This is a genomic window from Amycolatopsis sp. NPDC004378 (assembly GCF_053602455.1).
The window spans coordinates 972,954-992,376 of record NZ_JBSGDR010000001.1; the positions used below are offsets into that span (position 1 = coordinate 972,954).

Consider the following 19,423-nt stretch of genomic DNA (forward strand, 5'->3'; position numbering starts at 1 on the left):
ATTCTGACGGGAACCGCACTGATCGGCAGCCGTTTGCCGAAGGTCGGGATGGCATGATCGGCGACGATGAAGGTCTACGCGATCCCCCTGCGCAACCGGTTCCGCGGCATCACGGTCCGGGAAGGCGTGCTGCTCGGCGGCCCGGCGGGCTGGGGCGAGTTCTGCCCGTTCGCCGACTACTCGGACGCCGAAAGCGTGCCCTGGCTGCAGGCGGCACTGGAAGCGAGCGAGGCCGGCTGGCCGGCGCCGGTCCGCGACCGGGTCGAGGTGAACACGACCGTGCCGGTGGTCTCGCCGGAGAAGGCGTACGAGCTGGTGCGAGCCTCCGGCTGCCGCACGGCGAAGGTGAAGGTCGCGGACCCGAGGTCGTCGATCGCGGACGACTGCGACCGCGTGGCGGCGGTCCGCGACGCGCTCGGCCCGGCGGGCGCGATCCGCGTGGACGCGAACATGGCCTGGGACGTCGACACGGCGGTCCGCGCGATCACGGACCTCGACAAGGCGGCGGGCGGCCTGGAGTACGCGGAGCAGCCCTGCCCGACGATCGACGACCTGGCGGCGGTCCGCCGGCGGGTGCGGGTCCGCATCGCGGCCGACGAGTCGATCCGCCGGGCCGAGGATCCGTTGAAGGTGGCGGTCGCGGGCGCGGCGGACATCGCGGTGCTGAAGGTGGCGCCGCTGGGCGGGGTCCGCCGGGCCCTGGAGGTCGCGGAGGCGTGCGGGCTGCCGTGCGTGGTGTCATCGGCGGTGGAGACGAGCGTGGGCTTGGCGGCCGGCCTGGCACTGGCGGGCGCGTTGCCGTCGTTGGACTTCGCGTGCGGACTGGGCACGATCTCGTTGCTGGAGGGCGACGTCTGCGCGGACTCACTGTCCCCTGTGGACGGCCACCTGCCGGTGCTGCGCCAAGCACCCGAGCCCACGGACGCATACCCGGCACCGCCCGACGTCGAAGCGGCGTGGACGGCCCGGCTCGACCGGGTGCGCGGCTTGTCGTGAGTGGTCACGCCGCCTGCCAGGCCTGACCGTAGGCGCGCACCAGCCACTGGTCGGCCCAGGCGCGGTCCGGGTGTTCCGGCAGCGGCGACGCGCCCCGGACCAGCCGGTCGAGCCGGTCTCGAGCTCCGCCGCTGCTGCCACCGCCTCCTGCTGCGTGCTTCCCGCGCCGCAGGTCGCGCAGCCAGGACAGCCACGGCTCGGCGATCGGGCCGTGCAGGCCGGACCGACCTGACAGCGCAGGATCGTCCCCCGCTCGGCGATCGCGGCGAACTCGGGCATGTCGTGTTTCACGGTCCGAAGTTGGACCGGCGCGCCCGGGTGCGGGCACCTGGTTTTCCCGGAGGCGGAGTTCAGGGTCGGGGTCCGGGCCGTTCCCGATGTGGCGGGACCCCGGCCGGAGCCACTATTGAGCCATGACGAACAGCGTGTACACCCCGGAAACCACCAAGAAGCTCCGCCGCAGCAAGACCGACAAGATGCTCACCGGCGTCTGCGGCGGCTGGGCGACCTACCTCGGCATCGACGCCAGCGTGCTGCGCATCGGCATGGTCGCCGCCGTGTTCCTTTCCGTCGGCATCGCCATCCCGGTCTACGTCGCCGCCGCCATCCTGACGCCGGAAGAGGACTCCTGACGCGGGCGGGCGCCGGCTCGCAGGGGGAGCCGGTGCCCGCCGGACGACGGGGATGTGACGCGGGCGTCGGGGGACGCTCGCGCGGGGGTACGAGAACGGCCCGGACGCCAAGGGGACGTCCGGGCCGTTCGGCCTACTGTGCTGCGCTGAGCGGCGCAAAACCCGGACGCGAATCCCGTTCGAGGGGTTAGGGTTCGCGGTCGTGGATCAAGGGAGCAGGACGGCCGCGAAGGTCGTCGTCGGGATCCTCGGCGGGCTCTACCTGATCGCCGGGCTGGGGCTGACCGCCTTCTCCGCTTTCTTCGCGCTCGCCTTCGACGACACCGGCAGCGCGACCGTCACCAAGACCGTGCTCTACACCGCCGCGGCCCTGGCCATCTGGATCCTGCTCACCGGGATCGGCGCCATCGTCGTCGCGCTGGAGGCGGAAGAAGCGAGCACCGCCTGGCTCGGGGGCCTCGGCGTGCTCGCGCTCGGCGTCGTCATCCTCGGCGCCTACGCGGTCTGGTTCTTCACGAAGCCATGAGCTGTGTGCACAAAGAGAAAGCCCGGCCCGCCGAAGCGGACCGGGCTTTCCGGGAAAGCGACCGGACTCAGAAGTCCATGCCACCCATGCCACCGGACGGGTCGGCGGGAGCGGCCGAAGCCTTCTCCGGCTTGTCCGCCACGACGGCCTCGGTGGTCAGGAACAGCGCCGCGATGGACGCGGCGTTCTGCAGCGCGGACCGGGTGACCTTCGTCGGGTCCGGCACGCCGGCGGCGAGCAGGTCCTCGTAGACACCCGTGGCGGCGTTGAGGCCGTGACCCTGCGGCAGGCCCTTGACCTTCTCCACCACGACGCCGCCCTCGAGGCCGGCGTTGATCGCGATCTGCTTGAGCGGGGCCTCGACGGCCACCTTGACGATGTTGGCGCCAGTGGCCTCGTCGCCCTCGAGCTTCAGGCCCGCGAACGCGGCTTCGGCGGCCTGGATCAGGGCCACGCCACCACCGGCGACGATGCCCTCTTCCACGGCGGCCTTCGCGTTGCGCACCGCGTCCTCGATGCGGTGCTTGCGCTCCTTGAGCTCGACCTCGGTCGCGGCGCCGGCCTTGATGACGGCCACGCCGCCGGCCAGCTTCGCGAGCCGCTCCTGCAGCTTCTCGCGGTCGTAGTCCGAGTCCGAGTTGTCGATCTCGGCGCGGATCTGGTTGACGCGACCCTGGATCTGGTCGGCGTCGCCCGCACCCTCGACGATGGTCGTCTCGTCCTTGGTGATGACGGCCTTGCGGGCCTTGCCCAGCAGGGACAGGTCCGCGTTCTCCAGCTTGAGGCCGACGTCCTCGGAGATGACCTGGCCACCGGTCAGGATCGCGATGTCCTGCAGGATCGCCTTGCGGCGGTCACCGAAGCCCGGGGCCTTGACGGCGACGGACTTGAAGGTGCCGCGCATCTTGTTGACGATGAGGGTGGCCAGGGCCTCGCCCTCGACGTCCTCGGCGATGATCAGCAGCGGCTTGCCGGACTGGATGACCTTCTCCAGCAGCGGCAGCACGTCCTTGACGGTGGAGATCTTGGAACCGAAGAGGAGGATGTACGGGTCCTCCAGCTCGGCTTCCTGACGCTCCGGGTCGGTCACGAAGTAACCGGAGATGTAGCCCTTGTCGAAGCGCATGCCCTCGGTGAGCTCGAGCTCGAGGCCGAAGGTGTTGCTCTCCTCGACGGTGACGACGCCTTCCTTGCCGACCTTGTCCAGCGCCTCGGCGATCAGCTCGCCGATGGTGCGGTCAGCGGCCGAGATCGAGGCGGTAGCAGCGATCTGCTCCTTGGTCTCGATCTGGACGGCGGCCTTGTGCAGCTGCTCGGTGACGGCCTCGACGGCCGCCTCGATGCCACGCTTGAGGGAGATGGGGTCGGCGCCGGCGGCGACGTTGCGCAGCCCCTCGCGGACGAGGGCCTGGGCGAGCACGGTGGCGGTGGTGGTGCCGTCACCCGCGACGTCGTCGGTCTTCTTGGCGACCTCCTTGACGAGCTCGGCCCCGATCTTCTCCCACGGGTCCTCGAGCTCGATCTCCTTGGCGATGGAGACACCGTCGTTGGTGATGGTCGGCGCGCCCCACTTCTTCTCGAGCACGACGTTCCGGCCCCGCGGGCCGAGGGTCACCTTGACGGCTTCGGCGAGGGTGTTCAAGCCGCGCTCAAGACCGCGGCGGGCGTCCTCGTCGAACGCGATCAGTTTGGCCATTGCGGTGTGGTCCTCCGGTATTGGGCGCCACCGCCACGTGGTCTACAGCGGCGGCGGCAGGACTCTTCCTCGGCCAGGCTCGGTGCCCGCGACGGACGACTGGACCCGGGTGGGGGTCAGCCTCACCGTCCCGACCTTTGGCACTCGACGGCGTCGAGTGCCAAGACCGTGTTTAGCACTCTCCGGGTGAGAGTGCAAGAAGACCTGCTCAGCGCCGCACGGATTCAGCTGCTCGGCTTGATGGAGATCGACGGCGGCGGCGTCTTCAGCGACGACGTCGGGTTGCTCTGCGAGTCACCGGGGCCGACCGGGATGTTGGGGGCCGTGGTCTGGCCGCCACCGCCGCCGCTGTCGCCGCCGCCGAACAGGAAGATCGCGCCCACGACCAGGCCGGCCACCACGACGAGGCCGAGCACGATGAAGATCCACTTCTTGCCACCGCCGCTCTTCGGCTGGTGGAACGCGCCCGCGCCACCGGCGGGCATCGGCGGGCGCAGCCGCATCGGGTCCTGGCCGTAGCCGGGCGGCGGGCCCTGCGGCGGCATGCCCGGCTGCTGCGGGTAGCCGTAACCCTGCGGGGGCATGCCCTGCGGCGGCATCCCCGGCTGCTGCTGCGGGTAGCCGTACCCCGGCGGCGGACCCTGCGGGGGCATCCCCGGCGGCGGCCCCTGCGGACCGCCGGGACCTTGCGGGCCCTGGCCGTAGCCGGGCTGCTGCTGTCCTCCGTACGGATGCACGGGGGCCCCCTCTCCCTGCGGTGCGCTGTTCTGGTGCGGCCCCTGTTGTACCTGACCGGAGCGCTGCGGCGCGGGGATTCCACCCGAATTGGACCCCGGCGGACCCGGTGGGGTGTCCGACACCGCGAGGGGGCCGAGCGCGCGGCGGGCGGCCGCGATCATCTCGACGCAACTGGGGTAGCGGTCCGCGGGGTTCTTCGCCATCCCCTTCCGGATGACCTCGTCGATCGCCGGCGGCAGCGCGACGGCGCGGGAGATCGCCGGCGGGTCGCCGTTGAGGTGGCCCTTGATCACCGTCGGCACGTCGCCCTTGAACGGCGGGCTGCCGGTGAGGCAGGCGTAGAGGACGCACGTCAGCGCGTACTGGTCGGTCCGCCCGTCCAGCGGCTCGCCGCGCAGGTGCTCGGGCGCCGCGTACGTCGGCGAGCCGAGGAAGTCACCGCCGCGCGTCCGGTGGCCCGTCGCGCCGCGGCGGGTCAGCCCGAAGTCGGCGACGTAGACGTGCTCGCGCGACGTCTCCTTCTTCGTCACGAGCACGTTGGCCGGCTTGACGTCGAGGTGGACCAGACCACGGTTGTGCAGGGTGTCGAGGGCGTCCGCGACCTGGTCGAGCATGGTCAGGGTGCGCGCGGGCGCGATCGGGCCGCCCGCGATCAGGCCGGCGAGATCGCCGCCGTCGACCATGCGCATGGCGATGTAGAGCATGCCGTCGAGCTCGCCGAAGTCGTACAGCGGGACGACGTTGGCGTGGTCGATCGCGGACGTGTTGCGCGCCTCGTCGACGAACCGCTCGCGGAACTCGGCGTCGGCCCCGAGGTGGTCACCGATGACCTTCAGCGCCACCTTGCGGCCGAGACGCACGTCCGTGGCCTTGTAGGTCACGCTCATGCCGCCCTTGCCGAGCACCCCGTCGATGCGGTAGTTGCCCAGCCGGCGACCGGTGAGGTCCCCCGACACATCGCCTGTCACGCCCGGCAGCCTAACGTCCCAGGTTCGCAGGCTGCCGGGGGTTCGCCAATCGGGTGATGAAGGTCCTCAGGAGACCTTGCGGACGTCCGCCGCCTGACTCCGCCCGTCACGCCCGGACTGGACTTCGAACTCGACGCGGTCGCCTTCGTCCAAAGTGCGGAATCCTTCGGCCTGGATGGCCGAATAGTGGACGAACACGTCCGGACCGTCGGTGGATTCGATGAACCCGTAGCCCTTTTCCGAGTTGAACCATTTGACGGTGCCGACAGCCACGGCGCCCTCCCTCAGCACAAAGGATCCGCTGGCCCGAGCGGATGCCAGCGGCGGAAGTGCCAATCACGCTACCGGAATTACCGCCCTCGGCAATGGGCAATTCGTTTGAAGATCACGCTGAAGAAAGGCGTCTGTTCCGCGCTTGCACGAGCACCGTCCCGGGCCCCGCGAAGTCGACCGCGAGCCCTTCTCCGGTGCGCAGCGACTGCGGGCCGCCGGGGTCGAGCGCCCGCAGCCGGCACTGCACCGTGTCCGGGTACGCCAGGAGGTAGTCCGGCCGGACCGTGACCAGCTCGCCCTGGCCGAGCTCGAACGCGTCCACCGGGCCGGGCGCGGCCAGCACGAGCGGCCCGGTCCCGCTGTAGTGCTCGAGGAACCCCGAGTCGGCGCCGAAGAGCTGCTGCAGCGGCGCCCAGCCCGGGTCGGTCCGCGCCGACGACGGCCGCACCAGCACGGCTTCGCGGTGCACCGACCAGCCCGTGCCGCCGCCGAGTTCGAGCGGGTAGACGTCACCGGGGCTCAGCGGCGCGAAGTCGATCCAGCCGCCGTCGGACGGGGCGGTGTACACCGCCGTCGACGCCTTGCTCGCGCGGACGCCGCGGCCCATCGCCGTCTCGGTCACGCCGAACCGGCTGGCGAGCAGCGTCTCGGGCGCGGCCTGCACGGACTCGCCCGGGTCGAGCAGGACGCGGGCGACGCCGAAGCCGGGGGTGTGCCGGGTCTGGACGCGCATGGTCAGCGGTTGCTCGGCACGTGGGACAGGATCCACGAGATCAGCGCGGCCGGGTTCCGCGTCTGGGTCATCACCTGGCCGGGGCCGGCGAAGTCGAACACCAGGCCCTCGCCGGTGCTCATGGTGTGGAAGAGGCGCTCGGAGACCCGGCGCGTCTGGTACTGGACGGTGTCGGCGAACGCGACGACGTGCCCGGTGTCGATGGTGACGACCTCGCCCGGCTGCAGGGTGATGGTCTCGATCGCGCCGTAGCAGCTGACCAGGACCTGGCCCTGCCCGGAGGCGTGGGTGAGGAAGCCGCCCTCGCCGCCGAAGAGGTTCTTGAAGCCGCCCCACTTCGTCTCGGTCTGCACGCCGTGCGAGGAGGCGAGCCAGTTGCCGCGGGTGATGCACCAGCCGGTGCGGCCGTCGAGCTGGACCATCTGGATGTCACCGGGCAGGTTGTCGGCGACGTCGACCCAGCCGCCGTTCTGCGGGGCGGTGAAGGTGGAGATGAACCACGACTCGCCGCCCGCGGCCGAGCGGACGAAGCTCTTGAGGATGCCGCCTTCCGAGCGGCCCTCGGCCTGCACGCCGTAGCTCGTGGCCATCATCGCCCCGGACTGGACCTGGCACGGTTCGCCCGGCGCGAGCATGAGCCGCGCGACGGCGAACGAAGGCTGCTGACGGACCTGGACCTGCATGCGTACTCCCCGTTTGCGTGCTCGTGACGGGCCGGGCGAGGCTCATTCGGACGTCGCCCGGCGCGAGGCAACCGTAGCCGTGTCCCCGCGGCGAAGTGCGCCGGGCTGATCCGAATGAGCCTCGGTCTTGCACACCCCCCGAAGACGGGGAGGATGGTCCGGTGATCTCCGTCGACGACTACCGCGACCGGGTTGCCGCGCTCCTCGGCACCTCCCCCGCGGCCGCCCTGCCCCTCGCCGCCGCGGCCGGCCTCGTCCTGGCCGAGGACGTGCGGGCCGGCGTGTCCCTCCCGCCCTTCGACAACTCGGCGATGGACGGCTACGCGGTCCGCGCCGCCGACGTGGCCGCGGTGCCGGTGACCCTGCCGGTGGCCGACGACATCCCGGCGGGCCGCGTCGACGTCCGGCCGCTCGAACCGGGCACTGCCCAGCGGATCATGACCGGCGCGCCGCTGCCGCCCGGCGCGGACGCGGTCGTCATGGTCGAGGACACCGACGGCGGCACCGAGACCGTGACGATCACCGCCGCCGCCACGGAAGACGCGCACATCCGGCGCTCGGGCGAGGACGTCCGCGAGGGCACCGTCGCGCTGCCCGCAGGGACCGTCCTCGGCCCTTCGCAGCTCGGCTTGGCGGCCGCCGTCGGGCTCGCCGAGGTGCGGGTCCACCGGCCGCTGCGGGTGCTGGTCGCGTCCACCGGCACCGAGCTGGTCGACGCGCCCGCCCCGCTGCGGCACGGCCAGATCTACGAGTCCAACAGCGTCACCCTCGCGGCGGCTATCCGCGGCCTCGGCTGCGAGGTCGAGGTGGTCCGCAGCGTCGTCGACGACGTCGAGGAGTTCCGCAAGGTCATCGAGCCGAAGCTGGCCGACGCCGACCTCCTGGTCACCTCCGGCGGCGTCAGCGCGGGCGCGTACGAGGTGGTGAAGGACGCCCTGACCGGCCAGGGCGTCGAATTCACGAAGATCGCGATGCAGCCCGGCGGCCCGCAGGGCAGCGGCCGCTGGCAGGGCGTGCCGGTGGTGGCGCTGCCCGGCAACCCGGTCAGCGTGCTCGTGTCGTTCGAGGCGTTCCTGCGCCCGGCGCTGCTGACCGCGCTGGGCCACACCGACGTCACGCGGCGGCGGGTGCGGGCCCGGCTGCTCGAGGCGATGCCCTCACCGGCCGGGCGCCGCCAGTACCGCCGCGGCGTGTTCACCCCGTCCGACGGGGAGGTCACCGGGGTGGTCGGGCCGCGCGGCGGGCCCGGCTCGCACCTGCTGGCCGCGTTCACGCAGGCCAACTGCCTGATCGTGCTGCCGGAGGACGTCACTTCGGCAGCGGAAGGGCAAGAGGTGGACGTGCTGCTGCTGTGAGCGGGAAGTCGCGCTCCTTCGCCAGCGGCACGAGCATCCCGAGCGCGAGGACCAGCACGCCGGACATCACCCAGAGCGTCTCGCGGACGCCGATCGCCTCGCCCAGCACGCCGCCGAGGACCCCGGCCAGCGGGATCGTGCCGTAGTTGACGATCGACGCGCTCGAGGTGATCCGGCCGAACAGCTCGGGCGGGCAGTAGCGCTGCCGGAACGTCGTGGTCAGCACGTTCGAGGCGACCACGCCGGCGCAGACGCCGAACTCAGCGACGACGAACAGCGCGAGTCCCCAGCCCGGGCCGCTCAGCGGGCCGAGCAGCAGCATCGGCGCCGCGAAGACCTCGCACAGCAGGAACGCGCGGGCGGTGCCGAAGCGCGCGCCGAGCCGGCCCGCGACCGCCGCGCCGAGCACCCCGCCGGCCGCGGCCAGCGCCAGGACCAGCCCGACCAGGCCGGGTGCGGCGCCGAGCGTGCGGGACAGGAAGACGATCTGGATGGCCTGGTACCCGGTCAGGGCGAGGTTCGAGACCGCGCCGAACGTCATGAGCGTGCGCAGGTAGCGGTCGCCGAGGGCGAACCGGAGTCCTTCGGCGATCTGGCTGCGCAACGGCGTGCGCGGCACCGGGACCACGGTTTCGCGGACCCGGATCGCCCGCACGCACAACACCGAGACGCCGAAGCTGACCGCGTCGGCCAGCACCCCGCTGACCGGGCCGAACGCCTGCGCCAGCAACCCGGCCAGGCCGGGCCCGCCGACCTGCGTCGCGGACTCGCTGCCCTGCAGCTTGGCGTTGGCTTCGAGGAGGTCGCCCTCGCCGACCAGCGCGGGGAGGTACGCGCGGTAGGCGAGGCTGAAGAAGACCTTGGCGACGCCGCCGAGCAGGGCCGCGGCGATCAGGTACGGCATGGTCAGCGCCCCGAAGGCGGCGGCGAGCGGCACGCTGCCGAACACCGCCATCGACACCGCGTTGCAGGTCAGCATCACCGGGCGCTTCGCGAGCCGGTCGACCCAGGCGCCGGCGGGCAGGCCGATCACCAGCCACGGCACCCAGGCCACCGCCGTCAGCAGCGCGACCTGGAACGTGCTCGCGCCCAGCGTGACCACCGCGACCAGCGGCAACGCCGTGCTCGCGACCATGCTGCCGAGCATGCTCGTGGTCTCGCCGGTCCAGAGCAGCCGGAAGTCCCTGTTCCCCCAGAGCCCCTTCACGGCTTGCCCAGCGAAGCCCGCGCGGCGAAGAAGACGGCGTGCCGCTCGACGCCGTCACCCGGTTCGGTGCGGTTTTCGAAGTCGGCCAGCAGGAGCAGGACCCGTTCGTTCAGCTCTTCCAGCTCGGCGGCGGACAGCCGCATCCAGGTGTCCGTGCTGAACGCGACGCCGCGCCACTGCGGCGGGTAGGTCTCACGGGTCGCGATCCATTCGCGCGCGATCGCCGTCTGGTGGTCGAGGGTCAGCACCTCGGCGGCCTCGGCGATCGGGTCGTCCGGGAAGTCCGCGGACGCCCACCGCAGGGTCTTCACGCTGCGCTTCCACCAGCGTTCCCGCTGGTCACGAGCCAGTTCGGGGGCCTCCTCGACCAGCTTGGCCGCAGCCAGCACCTTCATGTGGTGGCTGATGTTCCCGACCGCCTGGTCGGTCTTGCCCGCCAGCATCGACGCCGTCGCCGGGCCGTCCAGGTGGAGCAGCTCCATCAGCCGTCGCCGCAGCGGGTGCGACACCGCCGCCAGCACCTTCGAATCCCGGATGTCCCGGACCTCGTCGCTCATGACGCACAAGAGTAGTTGTACAACAACTCTTGTGCAATGACTCTTGTACGTCCTGCTCGCGTAAGCTCGCGCCATGGGTTTCGTCGCATGGGTGATCTTCGGTGCGATCGTCGGCTGGGCCGCGAACCTGGTCGTCGGCGGCCGGGACCGGCGCCGGCAAGGCTGCCTGGTCAGCGTGCTGGTCGGCGTGGTCGGCGCGGCCCTGGGCGGGCTGCTCTACCGGCTCGCCACCGGGCAGGCGAAGACGTTCGACTTCGACTTCCCGAGCTTCGGCGTGGCCGTCCTCGGCGCCGTCGTGCTGCTGGCGATCCTGCGGCTCGTCAGCGGTCTCGGCCGTCGTCCGAGTGACCGTTTGTAACTTTTGCCGGACAAGCCGTGATCAGAACCGCTCCGGCGGGTAAAATGTGTCCTCACGCGCACTACCCGGTGGCCGGGTGCCTGCGCCGTCGGGGGGCGCATGCACCCGGCCTCTCTTCTTCGCCTCGATGACGACGTCGACGGCGCGCGCCGGGTCCACGAGGGAAGGCAGCGGCACTTCGTCGATCTCCGCGCGCCACGCGCCGAAGAGCTCGTCGAGGCGAGCGTCGGCGGGGTCGCGGTGGTCGGTCATCGTCCCTCTCCCAGTCGGGTGGGGAGCGCTCTCGGCAGCGCCCCGAACGGCATCAACTACTCAGTGTTGTCGTCGAATTCGACCTTGTGTTACCGGGATGTGGCCGCTCCCACCCGGAGCGGGGACACCCTCGCGAGGGAGCCGACCAGGGGCGCACGGAGACCGCCGCCCGGTGCAGCGGTAGCGTGGTGACGCCCATCCGCGGCCGCCGGACCCGGCGCCGACCCGTCCTTCCGACACGAAACCAGGGGACCCGACCATGAGCGGCACCCGGCCGGAGCCCGCCGGCAACCCAGTCGCGCACGCCGTCCAGCTCGCCCGCGAGACGCTGCCGCCGATGCACAAGGCCGGCCGTCCGTTCGTGGCGGGCGGAGTGGCCGCGACGCTGCTCGCCGGCCGGTTCTCCAAGGGCCTGGGCGTCTTCGGGGCCCTCGCGACCGCGGCGATGGCCGCGTTCTTCCGCGAGCCGAAGCGGGTGGCGCCGCCGCGCGACGACGTCGCGCTGGCCTCGGCCGACGGTCTCGTGTCGCTGATCGAGGAAGCCGTCCCGCCGGCCGAGCTCGGCCTGCCCGCCGAGCCGCGGATGCGCGTTTCGGTGTTCCTCTCGGTGTTCGACGTGCACGTCCAGCGCGTTCCGGCGACCGGCGTGATCGAGCGCGTCGCCTACCGCCCGGGCAAGTTCCTCTCCGCCGACCTCGACAAGGCCAGCGAAGACAACGAACGCAACTCCGTGCTCATGCGCACCGAAGACGGCCACGAGCTCGTCGTGGTGCAGATCGCCGGGCTGGTCGCGCGCCGCATCCTCTGCGAGATCCGCGAGGGCGACAAGGTCGGCGCCGGCGCGACGTACGGCATCATCCGCTTCGGCTCCCGGGTCGACCTCTACCTCCCGCCGGGTTCGCGCGTGCTGGTCGCGAAGGGCCAGCGCACGGTCGGCGGCGAGACCGTGATCGCGGAACTCCCCGCCTCGCCTGCGAAGGGCTGATTCGATGGTCCGCGTGACCACCCCCGGCGTGCGGCTGCTGCCGAACGCCATCACGGTGCTGGCGCTGTGCTCGGGCCTGTCGGCCGTGCAGTTCGCGCTGACGAAGAACTACGCGATGGCCATCGCCGCGATCGGCATCGCGGCGGTGCTCGACAGCCTCGACGGCCGGATCGCCCGCCTGCTCGACGCGACGTCGAAGATGGGCGCCGAGCTGGACTCGCTGTCCGACGGCATCTCGTTCGGCGTCGCCCCGGCCCTGGTCATCTACGTGTGGCAGACCGGCGCCGACCGGATCGGCTGGGTGGCGTCGCTGGTCTTCGCCGTCTGCATGATCCTGCGGCTGGCGCGGTTCAACACGCTGCTCGACGACACCGAGCAGCCGGCGTACGCGAGCGAGTTCTTCGTCGGCGTTCCGGCGCCGGCGGGCGGCCTGCTCGGCATGCTGCCGCTGGTCGCGGAGCTGCAGTGGGGCGAGGGCTGGTGGTCTTCGCAGTACGTCGTGTGGGCGTGGACGATCGCCATCGCGGCCCTGCTGATCAGCCGCATCCCGACGCTGTCGCTGAAGACGGTCAAGGTGCCGGCGAAGGCGATCGCGCCGATGCTCATCGCGGTGGCCCTGCTGGCCGCGGCGATCATCCAGTTCCCGCTGGTGGCGCTGGTGATCGCGATGCTCCTGTACCTGGCGCACATCCCGTACTCGGTGTACCGGCACCGCTGGCTGGCGGCGCACCCCGAGGCCTGGACGGTCCCGCCGCGCGAGCGCCGCGCGATCCGCCGGGCCCGCTCCCAGCGCCGTCTCGGCCTCCGGCCGCCGCTGCGCCGCCGGGTCGCGGGCGCGGCCATGCGCGCGGTCCGCCTCCCCCGCAACGGCGAGACGGTCCGCACCCCCCGCGGCAGCCAAAACGGCCAAGGCCCCCGCCGCCGCTCCTGGCGCCAGATCGGCCTGCGCCGCAAGTAGCCGTGTCGACCCTCCAATCACGCGTGATGCCTCTCCAATCACGCGAGATGCCCCTCGAGTCACACGAGATGCCTCTCCAATCACACGAGATGCCTCTCCGGTCACGCGAGTCGCCCGGCCGGGTACGCGAGTCCGCCGTCTCGGTCCGGCGATCACCCGTGATCCAGGCGGCATCACCCGTGATCCGGCGGGCATCACACGTGATGCGGGAGGCATCACGCGTGATTGGAGGGGCATCACGCGTGATTGGGGAGTCGACACGTGTGATTGGGGGGACGACACGGCTTTCCGCTCCTGCCGGGCCGTCGGATCGCTAGGGTGAACGGCGTGAGCCACCCGCAGATCACGCTGACCGTCCGGCACACGCCGTCGGCGCTGGACACCCGCCGCGGCGTCGTCCGGCTGCACCCCGAAGTCCTCGACGCGCTCGGCCTGCGGGCCTGGGATGCCGTGCACCTCACCGGCGCCCGGGTCAGCGCCGCGCTCGCGGCGCCCACCGACGAGGCCGACGTGCCCGGGATCCTGCTCACCGACGACGTCACCATGTCGAACCTCGGCGTCTCCGAGGGCTCCGAGGTCGTCGTCGCGCCCGCGGACGTCGCCGCGGCGAAGACGGTCACCGTCGCCGGGTCGCGGCTGGCCAGTGTCTCGGTCAGCCCGCACATGCTGCGGCTCGCCCTGATCGGCAAGGTCCTCACCGTCGGTGACGCCGTTTCGCTGCTGCCGCAGGACCTCGCGCCGACGCCGGGGTCCGACCCGGCCGGCCTGCGCGGCCAGCTGTCCCGCGCGATCGGCGCGACCTGGACGAACGAGCTGCTCACCGTCACCGCGACCGAGCCGGCCGGCACGGTGGCGGTCGGACCGTCCACAGTGGTCGTCTGGCGCGACGGCGCCCGGCCGGCGCCCGAGCCCGCGCAGCCCCGGACGGCGACCGCGCTGGTGCGCACCTCGGCGGTCACCGCGGCCGAGGAGTGGATCGACGCCGAGATCGTCGAGGACGACGTCGCCGTGGTCGAGGAGACCGCCGAACCCGCGGTCCCGCTGGCCGACCTGATCGGCGCCGAGGCGACCGCGCGCAAGCTCGCCGAGTGGTTCGACCTGGCGTTCCACCGCCCCGAACTGCTGGCCCGCCTCGGCGCGCCCGCGCACCTGGGCGTCCTGCTGTCCGGTCCCGAAGGCGTCGGCAAGGCGACGCTCGTGCGGTCGGTGGCGAAGGAAGCGGACATCCGCGTGGTGCCGGTGGCCGCGCCGAACCTCGCGGTGCTCGACCCGAACGTCGCGGTCGCGCGCCTGCGCGAAGCCGTCCGCGGCGGCGAGGGCCCCACTGTGCTGCTGCTGACCGACGTCGACGCGCTGCTGCCCGCGGCCACGCCGCCGCCGGTCGCGACTGTCGTGCTGGAAGAGCTGCGGACGGCCCTGCGGCGGGAGCGCTTCGCCGTCGTCGCGACAACGGCCCGTGCGGAGTCGGCCGACCCGCGGCTGCGCGCCGCCGACCTGCTCGACCGCGAGCTCAGCCTCGCCCTCCCGGACGCGAAGACGCGCCGCGAGCTGCTGAACGTCCTGCTCCGCGACGTCCCGCTCGACACGGGCATCGACTGCGGCGTCCTCGCCGAGAAGACGCCGGGGTTCGTCGCGGCGGACCTGATCGCCCTGCGCCGGGACGCGGCGCTGCGGGCGGCCCTGCGCCAGCGGGAGGCCGACGAGCCGCGCATCTCGCAGCAGGACCTGCTGGACGCGCTCGCGACCGTCCGGCCGGTGTCGATGTCCACATCGGACAACCTGGCCACCGGCGGCCTGACCCTCGACGACGTCGGGAACATGGTCGACGTCAAGCAGTCCCTCACCGAAGCCGTGCTGTGGCCGCTGAGGTACCCGGACTCGTTCGCGCGGCTCGGCGTCGAACCGCCGCGCGGCGTGCTGCTCTACGGGCCGCCCGGCGGCGGCAAGACGTTCCTGGTGCGGGCGCTGGCCGGCACCGGCGCGCTGAACGTCTTCGCGGTCAAGGGCGCCGAGCTGATGGACAAGTGGGTCGGCGAGTCCGAACGCGCCGTGCGAGAGCTGTTCCGCCGGGCCGCGGAGGCCGCGCCGTCGCTGATCTTCCTCGACGAGATCGACGCGCTGGCCCCGCGCCGCGGCCAGTCGTCCGACTCCGGTGTCGCCGACCGCGTGGTCGCGGCGCTGCTGACCGAGCTCGACGGCGTCGAGCCGATGCGCGAGGTCGTCGTGCTGGGCGCGACGAACCGGCCGGAGCTGGTCGACCCGGCCCTGCTGCGGCCCGGACGGCTGGAGCGCCGCGTCTACGTCCCGCCGCCGGACGCCGAGGCCCGCGCCGCGATCCTGACGGCCACCTCGAAGAACACGCCGCTCGCGTCCGATGTGGACCTCGCCCGGGTGGCGTCCACTCTGGACGGCTACTCGGCGGCCGACTGCGCGGCGCTGATCCGCGAGGCGGCGCTGACGGCGATGCGCGAGTCCCTGGAGGCCCGCGAAGTCACGGCAGCGCACCTGGAGACGGCGCGCAAGACGGTCCGCCCCAGCCTCGACCCGGTGCAGCTCGCGGCGCTGGAGTCCTACGCGAAGACCCAGGCCGGGGACTGAACCGTCAGCTGCCCTTGTGGCCGGACTGGTAGTTGTTGGTCACGATGACGATCACGCCCGGGCTCGCGCTCTGGATGCCCTCGAAGCGGGGTTCAGCCTTGAAGCCGAACTCCTGCGCGAGCTGCTTGGCCGCGGCTTCCTCGTCGGTGCCCGGGCGGAAGTACGCCGTGGTCGCCGGGATGATGCCCTGCGAGTAGTTGCTGACCTCGGTGACGTTCCAGCCCGCGCCGGCGAAGTCGTCCTTCGCGCGCGCCGCGAGGCCCTTGATCGTCGAGTTGTTGAAGACCCGGACGGTCACCCACTTGTTGGACGCCTGCTGGTCACCGGGCTGGCCCGGCTGGCCGGGCTGCCCCGGCTGGCCCGAGGTCGGCTGCCCGGGCGTCGGCGACGGCGGCGTCGGCGAAGTCGGGTTCGTCGAGGTCGACGGCGGAGGCGTCGAAGAGGTGCCCGAAGGCGGCTGCGACCCGCTGGTGGTGCCCGGCTGCGTCGACGTGCCGCTCGGCCCGGCCTCGTTGGACCCGTTGCCCCCGCTCAGCGCGGAGATCCCGCCGATCACCGCCGCGATGATGGCGACGCCGACCAGGGCGACGCCCGCGGCCTTCATCGGCCGGGACATTCCCGAAAACACGCTCATTTCAGCTCGATCCCCAGTCGCCGGGCGCCTCGCTTGCGCTGGCGGGCGGCGCGGGTCTTGCGCAGCCGCTTCACCAGCATCGGGTCGGCTTCGCTCGCCTCCGGCTTCTCCAGCAGCTTGTTGAGCAGCTGGTAATAGCGCGTGGCGGACAAGTCGAAGCGTTCGCGGATGGCGTTCTCCTTCGCCCCGGCGTGCCGCCACCACTGGCGCTCGAAGGCGAGGATCTCGACCTCGCGTTCGGTCAGGCCGGGCACGGGCTTCGGCGGCGACGGCTGCGGCTCAGCCATCGACTCCGCGGCGTCCATCCGAGTCCCTCTCAATCGGGCGTCATGGCGAATCAGACCTAGCTCTTCCGCGGGCGCCATTCAACCACGGAAGCGCACGCCGACGTGGGCATCCGCGTCGGCGCGTCACGGTCTGATGCAGGTCTACCAGAGGGGTCCGACTAAACTGCGTGGTCGTGACCATCCACCCCATCGTTATCGCCGGCGAACCCGTGCTGCACCAGCCGACCCGGGAGATCACCGAGTTCGACGAGAAGCTGCGCACGCTCGTCGACGACATGTTCGAGACGATGTACGCCGCCGAGGGCGTCGGCCTCGCGGCGAACCAGATCGGGCTCGGCCTGCGGGTGTTCGTCTACGACTGCCCGGACGACGAGGGCGTGCGGCACAAGGGCGTCGTGGTCAACCCGAAGCTCGAGACCTCGGAGATCCCGGAGACGATGCCGGACCCGGACGACGACTGGGAGGGCTGCCTGTCGGCGCCCGGCGAGTCGTACCCGACGGGCCGCGCGAAGTGGGCGAAGGTGACCGGCTCGGACGTCGAGGGGAATCCGATCGAGGTCGAGGGCACCGGCTACTTCGCGCGCTGCCTGCAGCACGAGACCGACCACCTGGACGGGTACCTCTACCTCGACCGCCTGGTCGGCCGCCACGCGCGCGCGGCGAAGAAGATGCTGAAGTCGAACAAGTGGGGCGTCCCGGGCAACTCCTGGCTGCCGCCGAAGACCCCCGAGGACGACGGCGCCGTCATCTGACCGCTCCGAAGGGCCCCTCGCGATCGAGGGGCCCTTCGGCGTTCAGCAGCCGAGGAAGTGGCAGCGGACCACCTGCGGCGTCTCCAGGGTCGAGCCTGCCTTGACGTCCCAGGCCAGCCGGACGTACTGCGCGTGCGTCCAGGCCAGCGGGGTCGCCGACGTGGTCGGCGTGCCGGCCGGGAAGCCGGTCTGGCCGGACGGCGGATTCTCGTCCCACACCTGCTCGGGCATGGTCTCCGCCGAGCTGCTCACCCGGCCGAGGTCACGCAGCCGCCGCGCGGCCGACGCCGGGTCGCCGAGCGTCAGTTCGTACTCGCCGCGCTCGCCGGCGAGCAGCGGCCACAGCCGGCCGAACGTCGTGCGGCTCCCGGCCGGGAACGTGTAGTCCCACGGCGAACCGTCGGCCTGCTCGCCGTAGCCGTCCTTCGTGTACCGGTGCCAGAACTGCCCGGTCGGCGTCGTGAACGCGATGTCCTTGTCCGTGACGCGGACGCTGTTCCTGATCACCGGGTCGTCGGCGCGGTAGACGCCGAGCCGGACCAGGTCGAGGAAGCCCGCGTCGGTGACCGCGCGCTGGTCCATCGTGACGCTCGAGTTGCCGAGGTTGTACGTCGTCCCGGCGTTGGCGTTCGCGTCCTTGGTGAGGCGGACGAAGTACGGGTCCTTCGACAGCGGCCCGTTCGTGGTGATCGTCTGCTTCGGCAGGTCGGCCTTCATCTTGTCGGCCGCGGCCAGGTACCGGGCGGCGTCGGCGGACGCGCCGTTGTGCGAAGCGATGTCCGCGGCGCAGACGAGCCCGGCGATCACCGAGGCGATGGTCGACGGGGACCAGCCGTCCTGCTCCTCCCAGCGCTCCTGCTGGGTGTACGGCGACGCCTGCCCGTTCGGGCCCCGGTACCCGATGATGAAGTCGGCGGCCTTGCGCACGCCGGGCCACAGATCGGTCCGGCCGAGCTGCTGGGCCAGCACGATCGGGAACGCGGTCTCGTCGAGCTGGACCGACGTCCAGTACGGGACGCCGTCGACGCGGCTGTTCTGCGGCAGGTGCCCGTCGGCCTGCTGCTGCGTGCCGAACATGTACGACACCGCGCGGTTCGCCGCGGCCCGGTCGCCGCCGGCGGCCAGGCCGGTCGCGATCTGGTAAAGGTCACGCGGCCAGACCAGGTGGTAGGTGCCGGACGGCGACCACTCCGGGTCGTTGTTCCCGAACCGCCACGGCATGCTCGGCGACGCGATGAAGGCACCCGGGTGGTGCTTGTCCTCGCTGGCGGCGAGGGTCAGCATCGACGCCTTGTACAGGTCGCGCTCGGCGTCGGTCTTCAGCGACGACGGCGGCTTGCTCACCCCGCGCAGGTACTGCTCCCAGCCGCGGTCGTACGCGCGGGTGATGTCGCGGACCCCGCGTCGCTGCGACGCCTGCGCGCTCTTCACCGCGTCGGCGGCCTTCGCGCCCATGCCGAGCGCGAGCGTGACGTGCCGGTTCCGGACGCCGTCGGCGGTCGTCTGCCCGGTCAGCACGACGTTGCCCTTGGCGGCGGTGTCGTACTGCGCGAGCTTGAAGGTCTTCGTGAGCTGTGTGTTCCCGTCGGACACGCCCGCGTAGCCGACGCTCGTCTTCGTGAAAGCGGGCTTCGCGGTCAGTGCAGCGGCGTTCGTCGCGTCCTGCGCGGTGACGGCGTCGCCCTGGCGCGCGGCCGAGTCGTCGGAGCCGTCGTTGGTGAGGTCCGGGTCGGCGACCGCGTAGAGCTGGTAGGGCCGCCCGGTGAGCGACTGGAAGTCGACGTCGACCAGCACGGTCGTGGCGGCCGGGTCGGTGACGTAGGTCTTGGTGAGGCGCCAGCGGTGCTGGTCGTCGGTACTGGTCTGCTCGTAGGTCAGGCTGTCGGCGTCGGCGCGCCGGACCTGCTGGGACTTGGCGGTGTAGTCGGCGACGGCGAAGCTGCGGCCGTCCGTGACGACGAAGTTCGCCGACCGGACGCTCGGCGTCGACAGGTCCGGGTAGTACACCTCGGACATCTGGCCGCCCTGGAGCGTGAACCAGACGTTGCTCGAGCGGTCGTGAGCCGTGCCGAAGCCGGTCTTGTTCGCGGGCAGCCAGCTCGGATGGGCTCCGGGAGCACCGGGAGCCTCACCCTGGGCCTCCGCGGTCGCCGGGATCAGGCCGGTGACCAGCAGCCCGGCGAGGGCGCCGAACATGAGTTTTCGCATATCAACCCCACAGAAGATCGCTTCTGC

The 19,423-nt window shown here is 71.9% G+C and carries 20 protein-coding genes; 9 read left to right on the plus strand and 11 right to left on the minus strand.

Annotated elements, in window-relative coordinates; genetic code table 11:
- Positions 1–66 precede the first annotated feature (66 nt).
- The 3 genes from ACWEN0_RS04780 (at position 67) to ACWEN0_RS04790 (ending at position 2,154) form a co-directional block, all read left to right on the plus strand.
- Positions 67–996, plus strand: coding sequence for an o-succinylbenzoate synthase (locus tag ACWEN0_RS04780; protein ID WP_451968951.1), 930 nt, complete (start codon positions 67–69; stop codon positions 994–996).
- 413 nt (positions 997–1,409) lie between these two features.
- Positions 1,410–1,628, plus strand: coding sequence for a PspC domain-containing protein (locus tag ACWEN0_RS04785; RefSeq protein ID WP_451968952.1), 219 nt, complete (start codon positions 1,410–1,412; stop codon positions 1,626–1,628).
- A gap of 202 nt (positions 1,629–1,830) precedes the next feature.
- Positions 1,831–2,154 carry a hypothetical protein gene (locus tag ACWEN0_RS04790; RefSeq protein WP_451968953.1) on the plus strand — a complete coding sequence of 108 codons (324 nt, stop codon included), beginning with the start codon at positions 1,831–1,833 and terminating at the stop codon, positions 2,152–2,154.
- Between the two features lie 67 nt (positions 2,155–2,221).
- On the opposite strand, the gene groL is transcribed toward ACWEN0_RS04790, so the two are convergent.
- The 5 genes from groL to ACWEN0_RS04815 form a co-directional block, all read right to left on the minus strand.
- Complete coding sequence (gene groL / locus ACWEN0_RS04795) at positions 2,222–3,850, minus strand: chaperonin GroEL (RefSeq protein ID WP_003085442.1); 1,629 nt, start codon at positions 3,848–3,850, stop codon at positions 2,222–2,224.
- Positions 3,851–4,074: 224 nt separating this feature from the next.
- Positions 4,075–5,556, minus strand: coding sequence for a serine/threonine-protein kinase (locus ACWEN0_RS04800; protein ID WP_451968955.1), 1,482 nt, complete (start codon positions 5,554–5,556; stop codon positions 4,075–4,077).
- Positions 5,557–5,622: 66 nt separating this feature from the next.
- Positions 5,623–5,829, minus strand: a complete 207-nt coding sequence (locus ACWEN0_RS04805; RefSeq protein ID WP_329054617.1) for a cold-shock protein — start codon at positions 5,827–5,829, stop codon at positions 5,623–5,625.
- 112 nt (positions 5,830–5,941) lie between these two features.
- Entirely contained in the window at positions 5,942–6,562 is a 621-nt protein-coding gene (locus tag ACWEN0_RS04810) for an AIM24 family protein (protein ID WP_451968957.1), read from the minus strand.
- 2 nt (positions 6,563–6,564) lie between these two features.
- The gene (locus tag ACWEN0_RS04815; protein WP_451968958.1) at positions 6,565–7,245 is read right to left on the minus strand and encodes a TIGR00266 family protein; all 681 of its coding nucleotides are present in this window, start codon (positions 7,243–7,245) and stop codon (positions 6,565–6,567) included.
- Positions 7,246–7,406: 161 nt separating this feature from the next.
- Between ACWEN0_RS04815 and moeA the strand changes: the two genes are divergently transcribed.
- Positions 7,407–8,600: a molybdopterin molybdotransferase MoeA gene (gene moeA, locus ACWEN0_RS04820; RefSeq protein WP_451968959.1), complete on the plus strand. Its 1,194-nt coding sequence runs from the start codon at positions 7,407–7,409 to the stop codon at positions 8,598–8,600.
- On the opposite strand, the gene ACWEN0_RS04825 is transcribed toward moeA, so the two are convergent.
- Both ACWEN0_RS04825 and ACWEN0_RS04830 read right to left on the minus strand, forming a co-directional pair.
- Positions 8,554–9,807 carry an MFS transporter gene (locus tag ACWEN0_RS04825; protein ID WP_451968960.1) on the minus strand — a complete coding sequence of 418 codons (1,254 nt, stop codon included), beginning with the start codon at positions 9,805–9,807 and terminating at the stop codon, positions 8,554–8,556. The two genes, moeA and ACWEN0_RS04825, sit on opposite strands and share 47 nt — an antisense overlap.
- Positions 9,804–10,364, minus strand: a complete 561-nt coding sequence (locus ACWEN0_RS04830) for an ArsR/SmtB family transcription factor (protein ID WP_451968962.1) — start codon at positions 10,362–10,364, stop codon at positions 9,804–9,806. The genes ACWEN0_RS04825 and ACWEN0_RS04830 overlap by 4 nt, the downstream gene beginning before the upstream one ends.
- 73 nt (positions 10,365–10,437) lie before the next feature.
- On the opposite strand from ACWEN0_RS04830, the gene ACWEN0_RS04835 reads away from it, so the two are divergent.
- Positions 10,438–10,722 carry a GlsB/YeaQ/YmgE family stress response membrane protein gene (locus ACWEN0_RS04835; RefSeq protein WP_451968964.1) on the plus strand — a complete coding sequence of 95 codons (285 nt, stop codon included), beginning with the start codon at positions 10,438–10,440 and terminating at the stop codon, positions 10,720–10,722.
- 21 nt (positions 10,723–10,743) lie between these two features.
- Here the strand turns inward: ACWEN0_RS04835 and ACWEN0_RS04840 are convergent, their stop codons facing one another.
- The gene (locus ACWEN0_RS04840; protein ID WP_451968965.1) at positions 10,744–10,974 is read right to left on the minus strand and encodes a hypothetical protein; all 231 of its coding nucleotides are present in this window, start codon (positions 10,972–10,974) and stop codon (positions 10,744–10,746) included.
- 259 nt (positions 10,975–11,233) lie between these two features.
- On the opposite strand from ACWEN0_RS04840, the gene ACWEN0_RS04845 reads away from it, so the two are divergent.
- From ACWEN0_RS04845 to ACWEN0_RS04855, 3 genes are all read left to right on the plus strand, one after another.
- Positions 11,234–11,959 (plus strand): phosphatidylserine decarboxylase, encoded by a 726-nt coding sequence (locus tag ACWEN0_RS04845; protein ID WP_451968967.1) that lies wholly within the window; start codon positions 11,234–11,236, stop codon positions 11,957–11,959.
- 4 nt (positions 11,960–11,963) lie between these two features.
- The gene (pssA, locus tag ACWEN0_RS04850; protein ID WP_451968968.1) at positions 11,964–12,917 is read left to right on the plus strand and encodes a CDP-diacylglycerol--serine O-phosphatidyltransferase; all 954 of its coding nucleotides are present in this window, start codon (positions 11,964–11,966) and stop codon (positions 12,915–12,917) included.
- Between the two features lie 327 nt (positions 12,918–13,244).
- On the plus strand, positions 13,245–15,515 hold the full coding sequence (locus tag ACWEN0_RS04855) for an AAA family ATPase (RefSeq protein ID WP_451968970.1): 2,271 nt from the start codon (positions 13,245–13,247) through the stop codon (positions 15,513–15,515).
- Positions 15,516–15,519: 4 nt separating this feature from the next.
- On the opposite strand, the gene ACWEN0_RS04860 is transcribed toward ACWEN0_RS04855, so the two are convergent.
- Together ACWEN0_RS04860 and ACWEN0_RS04865 are read right to left on the minus strand one after the other, a co-directional pair.
- Positions 15,520–16,149: a LytR C-terminal domain-containing protein gene (locus ACWEN0_RS04860; RefSeq protein WP_451968971.1), complete on the minus strand. Its 630-nt coding sequence runs from the start codon at positions 16,147–16,149 to the stop codon at positions 15,520–15,522.
- A complete protein-coding gene (locus ACWEN0_RS04865; protein ID WP_451968972.1) occupies positions 16,146–16,454 on the minus strand; it encodes a DUF3263 domain-containing protein in 309 nt (102 codons plus the stop codon). The genes ACWEN0_RS04860 and ACWEN0_RS04865 overlap by 4 nt, the downstream gene beginning before the upstream one ends.
- Positions 16,455–16,609: 155 nt before the next feature.
- Here ACWEN0_RS04865 and ACWEN0_RS04870 point away from each other — a divergent pair, with 155 nt between their 5' ends.
- Positions 16,610–17,188 carry a peptide deformylase gene (locus tag ACWEN0_RS04870; RefSeq protein WP_451968973.1) on the plus strand — a complete coding sequence of 193 codons (579 nt, stop codon included), beginning with the start codon at positions 16,610–16,612 and terminating at the stop codon, positions 17,186–17,188.
- A 42-nt stretch (positions 17,189–17,230) separates the two neighbouring features.
- On the opposite strand, the gene ACWEN0_RS04875 is transcribed toward ACWEN0_RS04870, so the two are convergent.
- Entirely contained in the window at positions 17,231–19,396 is a 2,166-nt protein-coding gene (locus ACWEN0_RS04875; protein ID WP_451968975.1) for a glycoside hydrolase family 15 protein, read from the minus strand.
- Positions 19,397–19,423 lie beyond the last annotated feature (27 nt).

Bases quoted from the DNA above. Each gene is read 5' to 3' on its own strand.
- ACWEN0_RS04810 (WP_451968957.1), bottom strand. From the start codon at position 6,562: ATGCGCGTCCAGACCCGGCACACCCCCGGCTTCGGCGTCGCCCGCGTC.
- ACWEN0_RS04865 (WP_451968972.1), bottom strand. From the start codon at position 16,454: ATGGACGCCGCGGAGTCGATGGCTGAGCCGCAGCCGTCGCCGCCGAAG.
- ACWEN0_RS04785 (WP_451968952.1), top strand. From the start codon at position 1,410: ATGACGAACAGCGTGTACACCCCGGAAACCACCAAGAAGCTCCGCCGC.
- ACWEN0_RS04845 (WP_451968967.1), top strand. From the start codon at position 11,234: ATGAGCGGCACCCGGCCGGAGCCCGCCGGCAACCCAGTCGCGCACGCC.
- ACWEN0_RS04830 (WP_451968962.1), bottom strand. From the start codon at position 10,364: ATGAGCGACGAGGTCCGGGACATCCGGGATTCGAAGGTGCTGGCGGCG.
- ACWEN0_RS04875 (WP_451968975.1), bottom strand. From the start codon at position 19,396: ATGCGAAAACTCATGTTCGGCGCCCTCGCCGGGCTGCTGGTCACCGGC.
- ACWEN0_RS04815 (WP_451968958.1), bottom strand. From the start codon at position 7,245: ATGCAGGTCCAGGTCCGTCAGCAGCCTTCGTTCGCCGTCGCGCGGCTC.
- groL (WP_003085442.1), bottom strand. From the start codon at position 3,850: ATGGCCAAACTGATCGCGTTCGACGAGGACGCCCGCCGCGGTCTTGAG.
- pssA (WP_451968968.1), top strand. From the start codon at position 11,964: ATGGTCCGCGTGACCACCCCCGGCGTGCGGCTGCTGCCGAACGCCATC.
- ACWEN0_RS04835 (WP_451968964.1), top strand. From the start codon at position 10,438: ATGGGTTTCGTCGCATGGGTGATCTTCGGTGCGATCGTCGGCTGGGCC.
- ACWEN0_RS04860 (WP_451968971.1), bottom strand. From the start codon at position 16,149: ATGAGCGTGTTTTCGGGAATGTCCCGGCCGATGAAGGCCGCGGGCGTC.
- ACWEN0_RS04780 (WP_451968951.1), top strand. From the start codon at position 67: ATGAAGGTCTACGCGATCCCCCTGCGCAACCGGTTCCGCGGCATCACG.
- ACWEN0_RS04840 (WP_451968965.1), bottom strand. From the start codon at position 10,974: ATGACCGACCACCGCGACCCCGCCGACGCTCGCCTCGACGAGCTCTTC.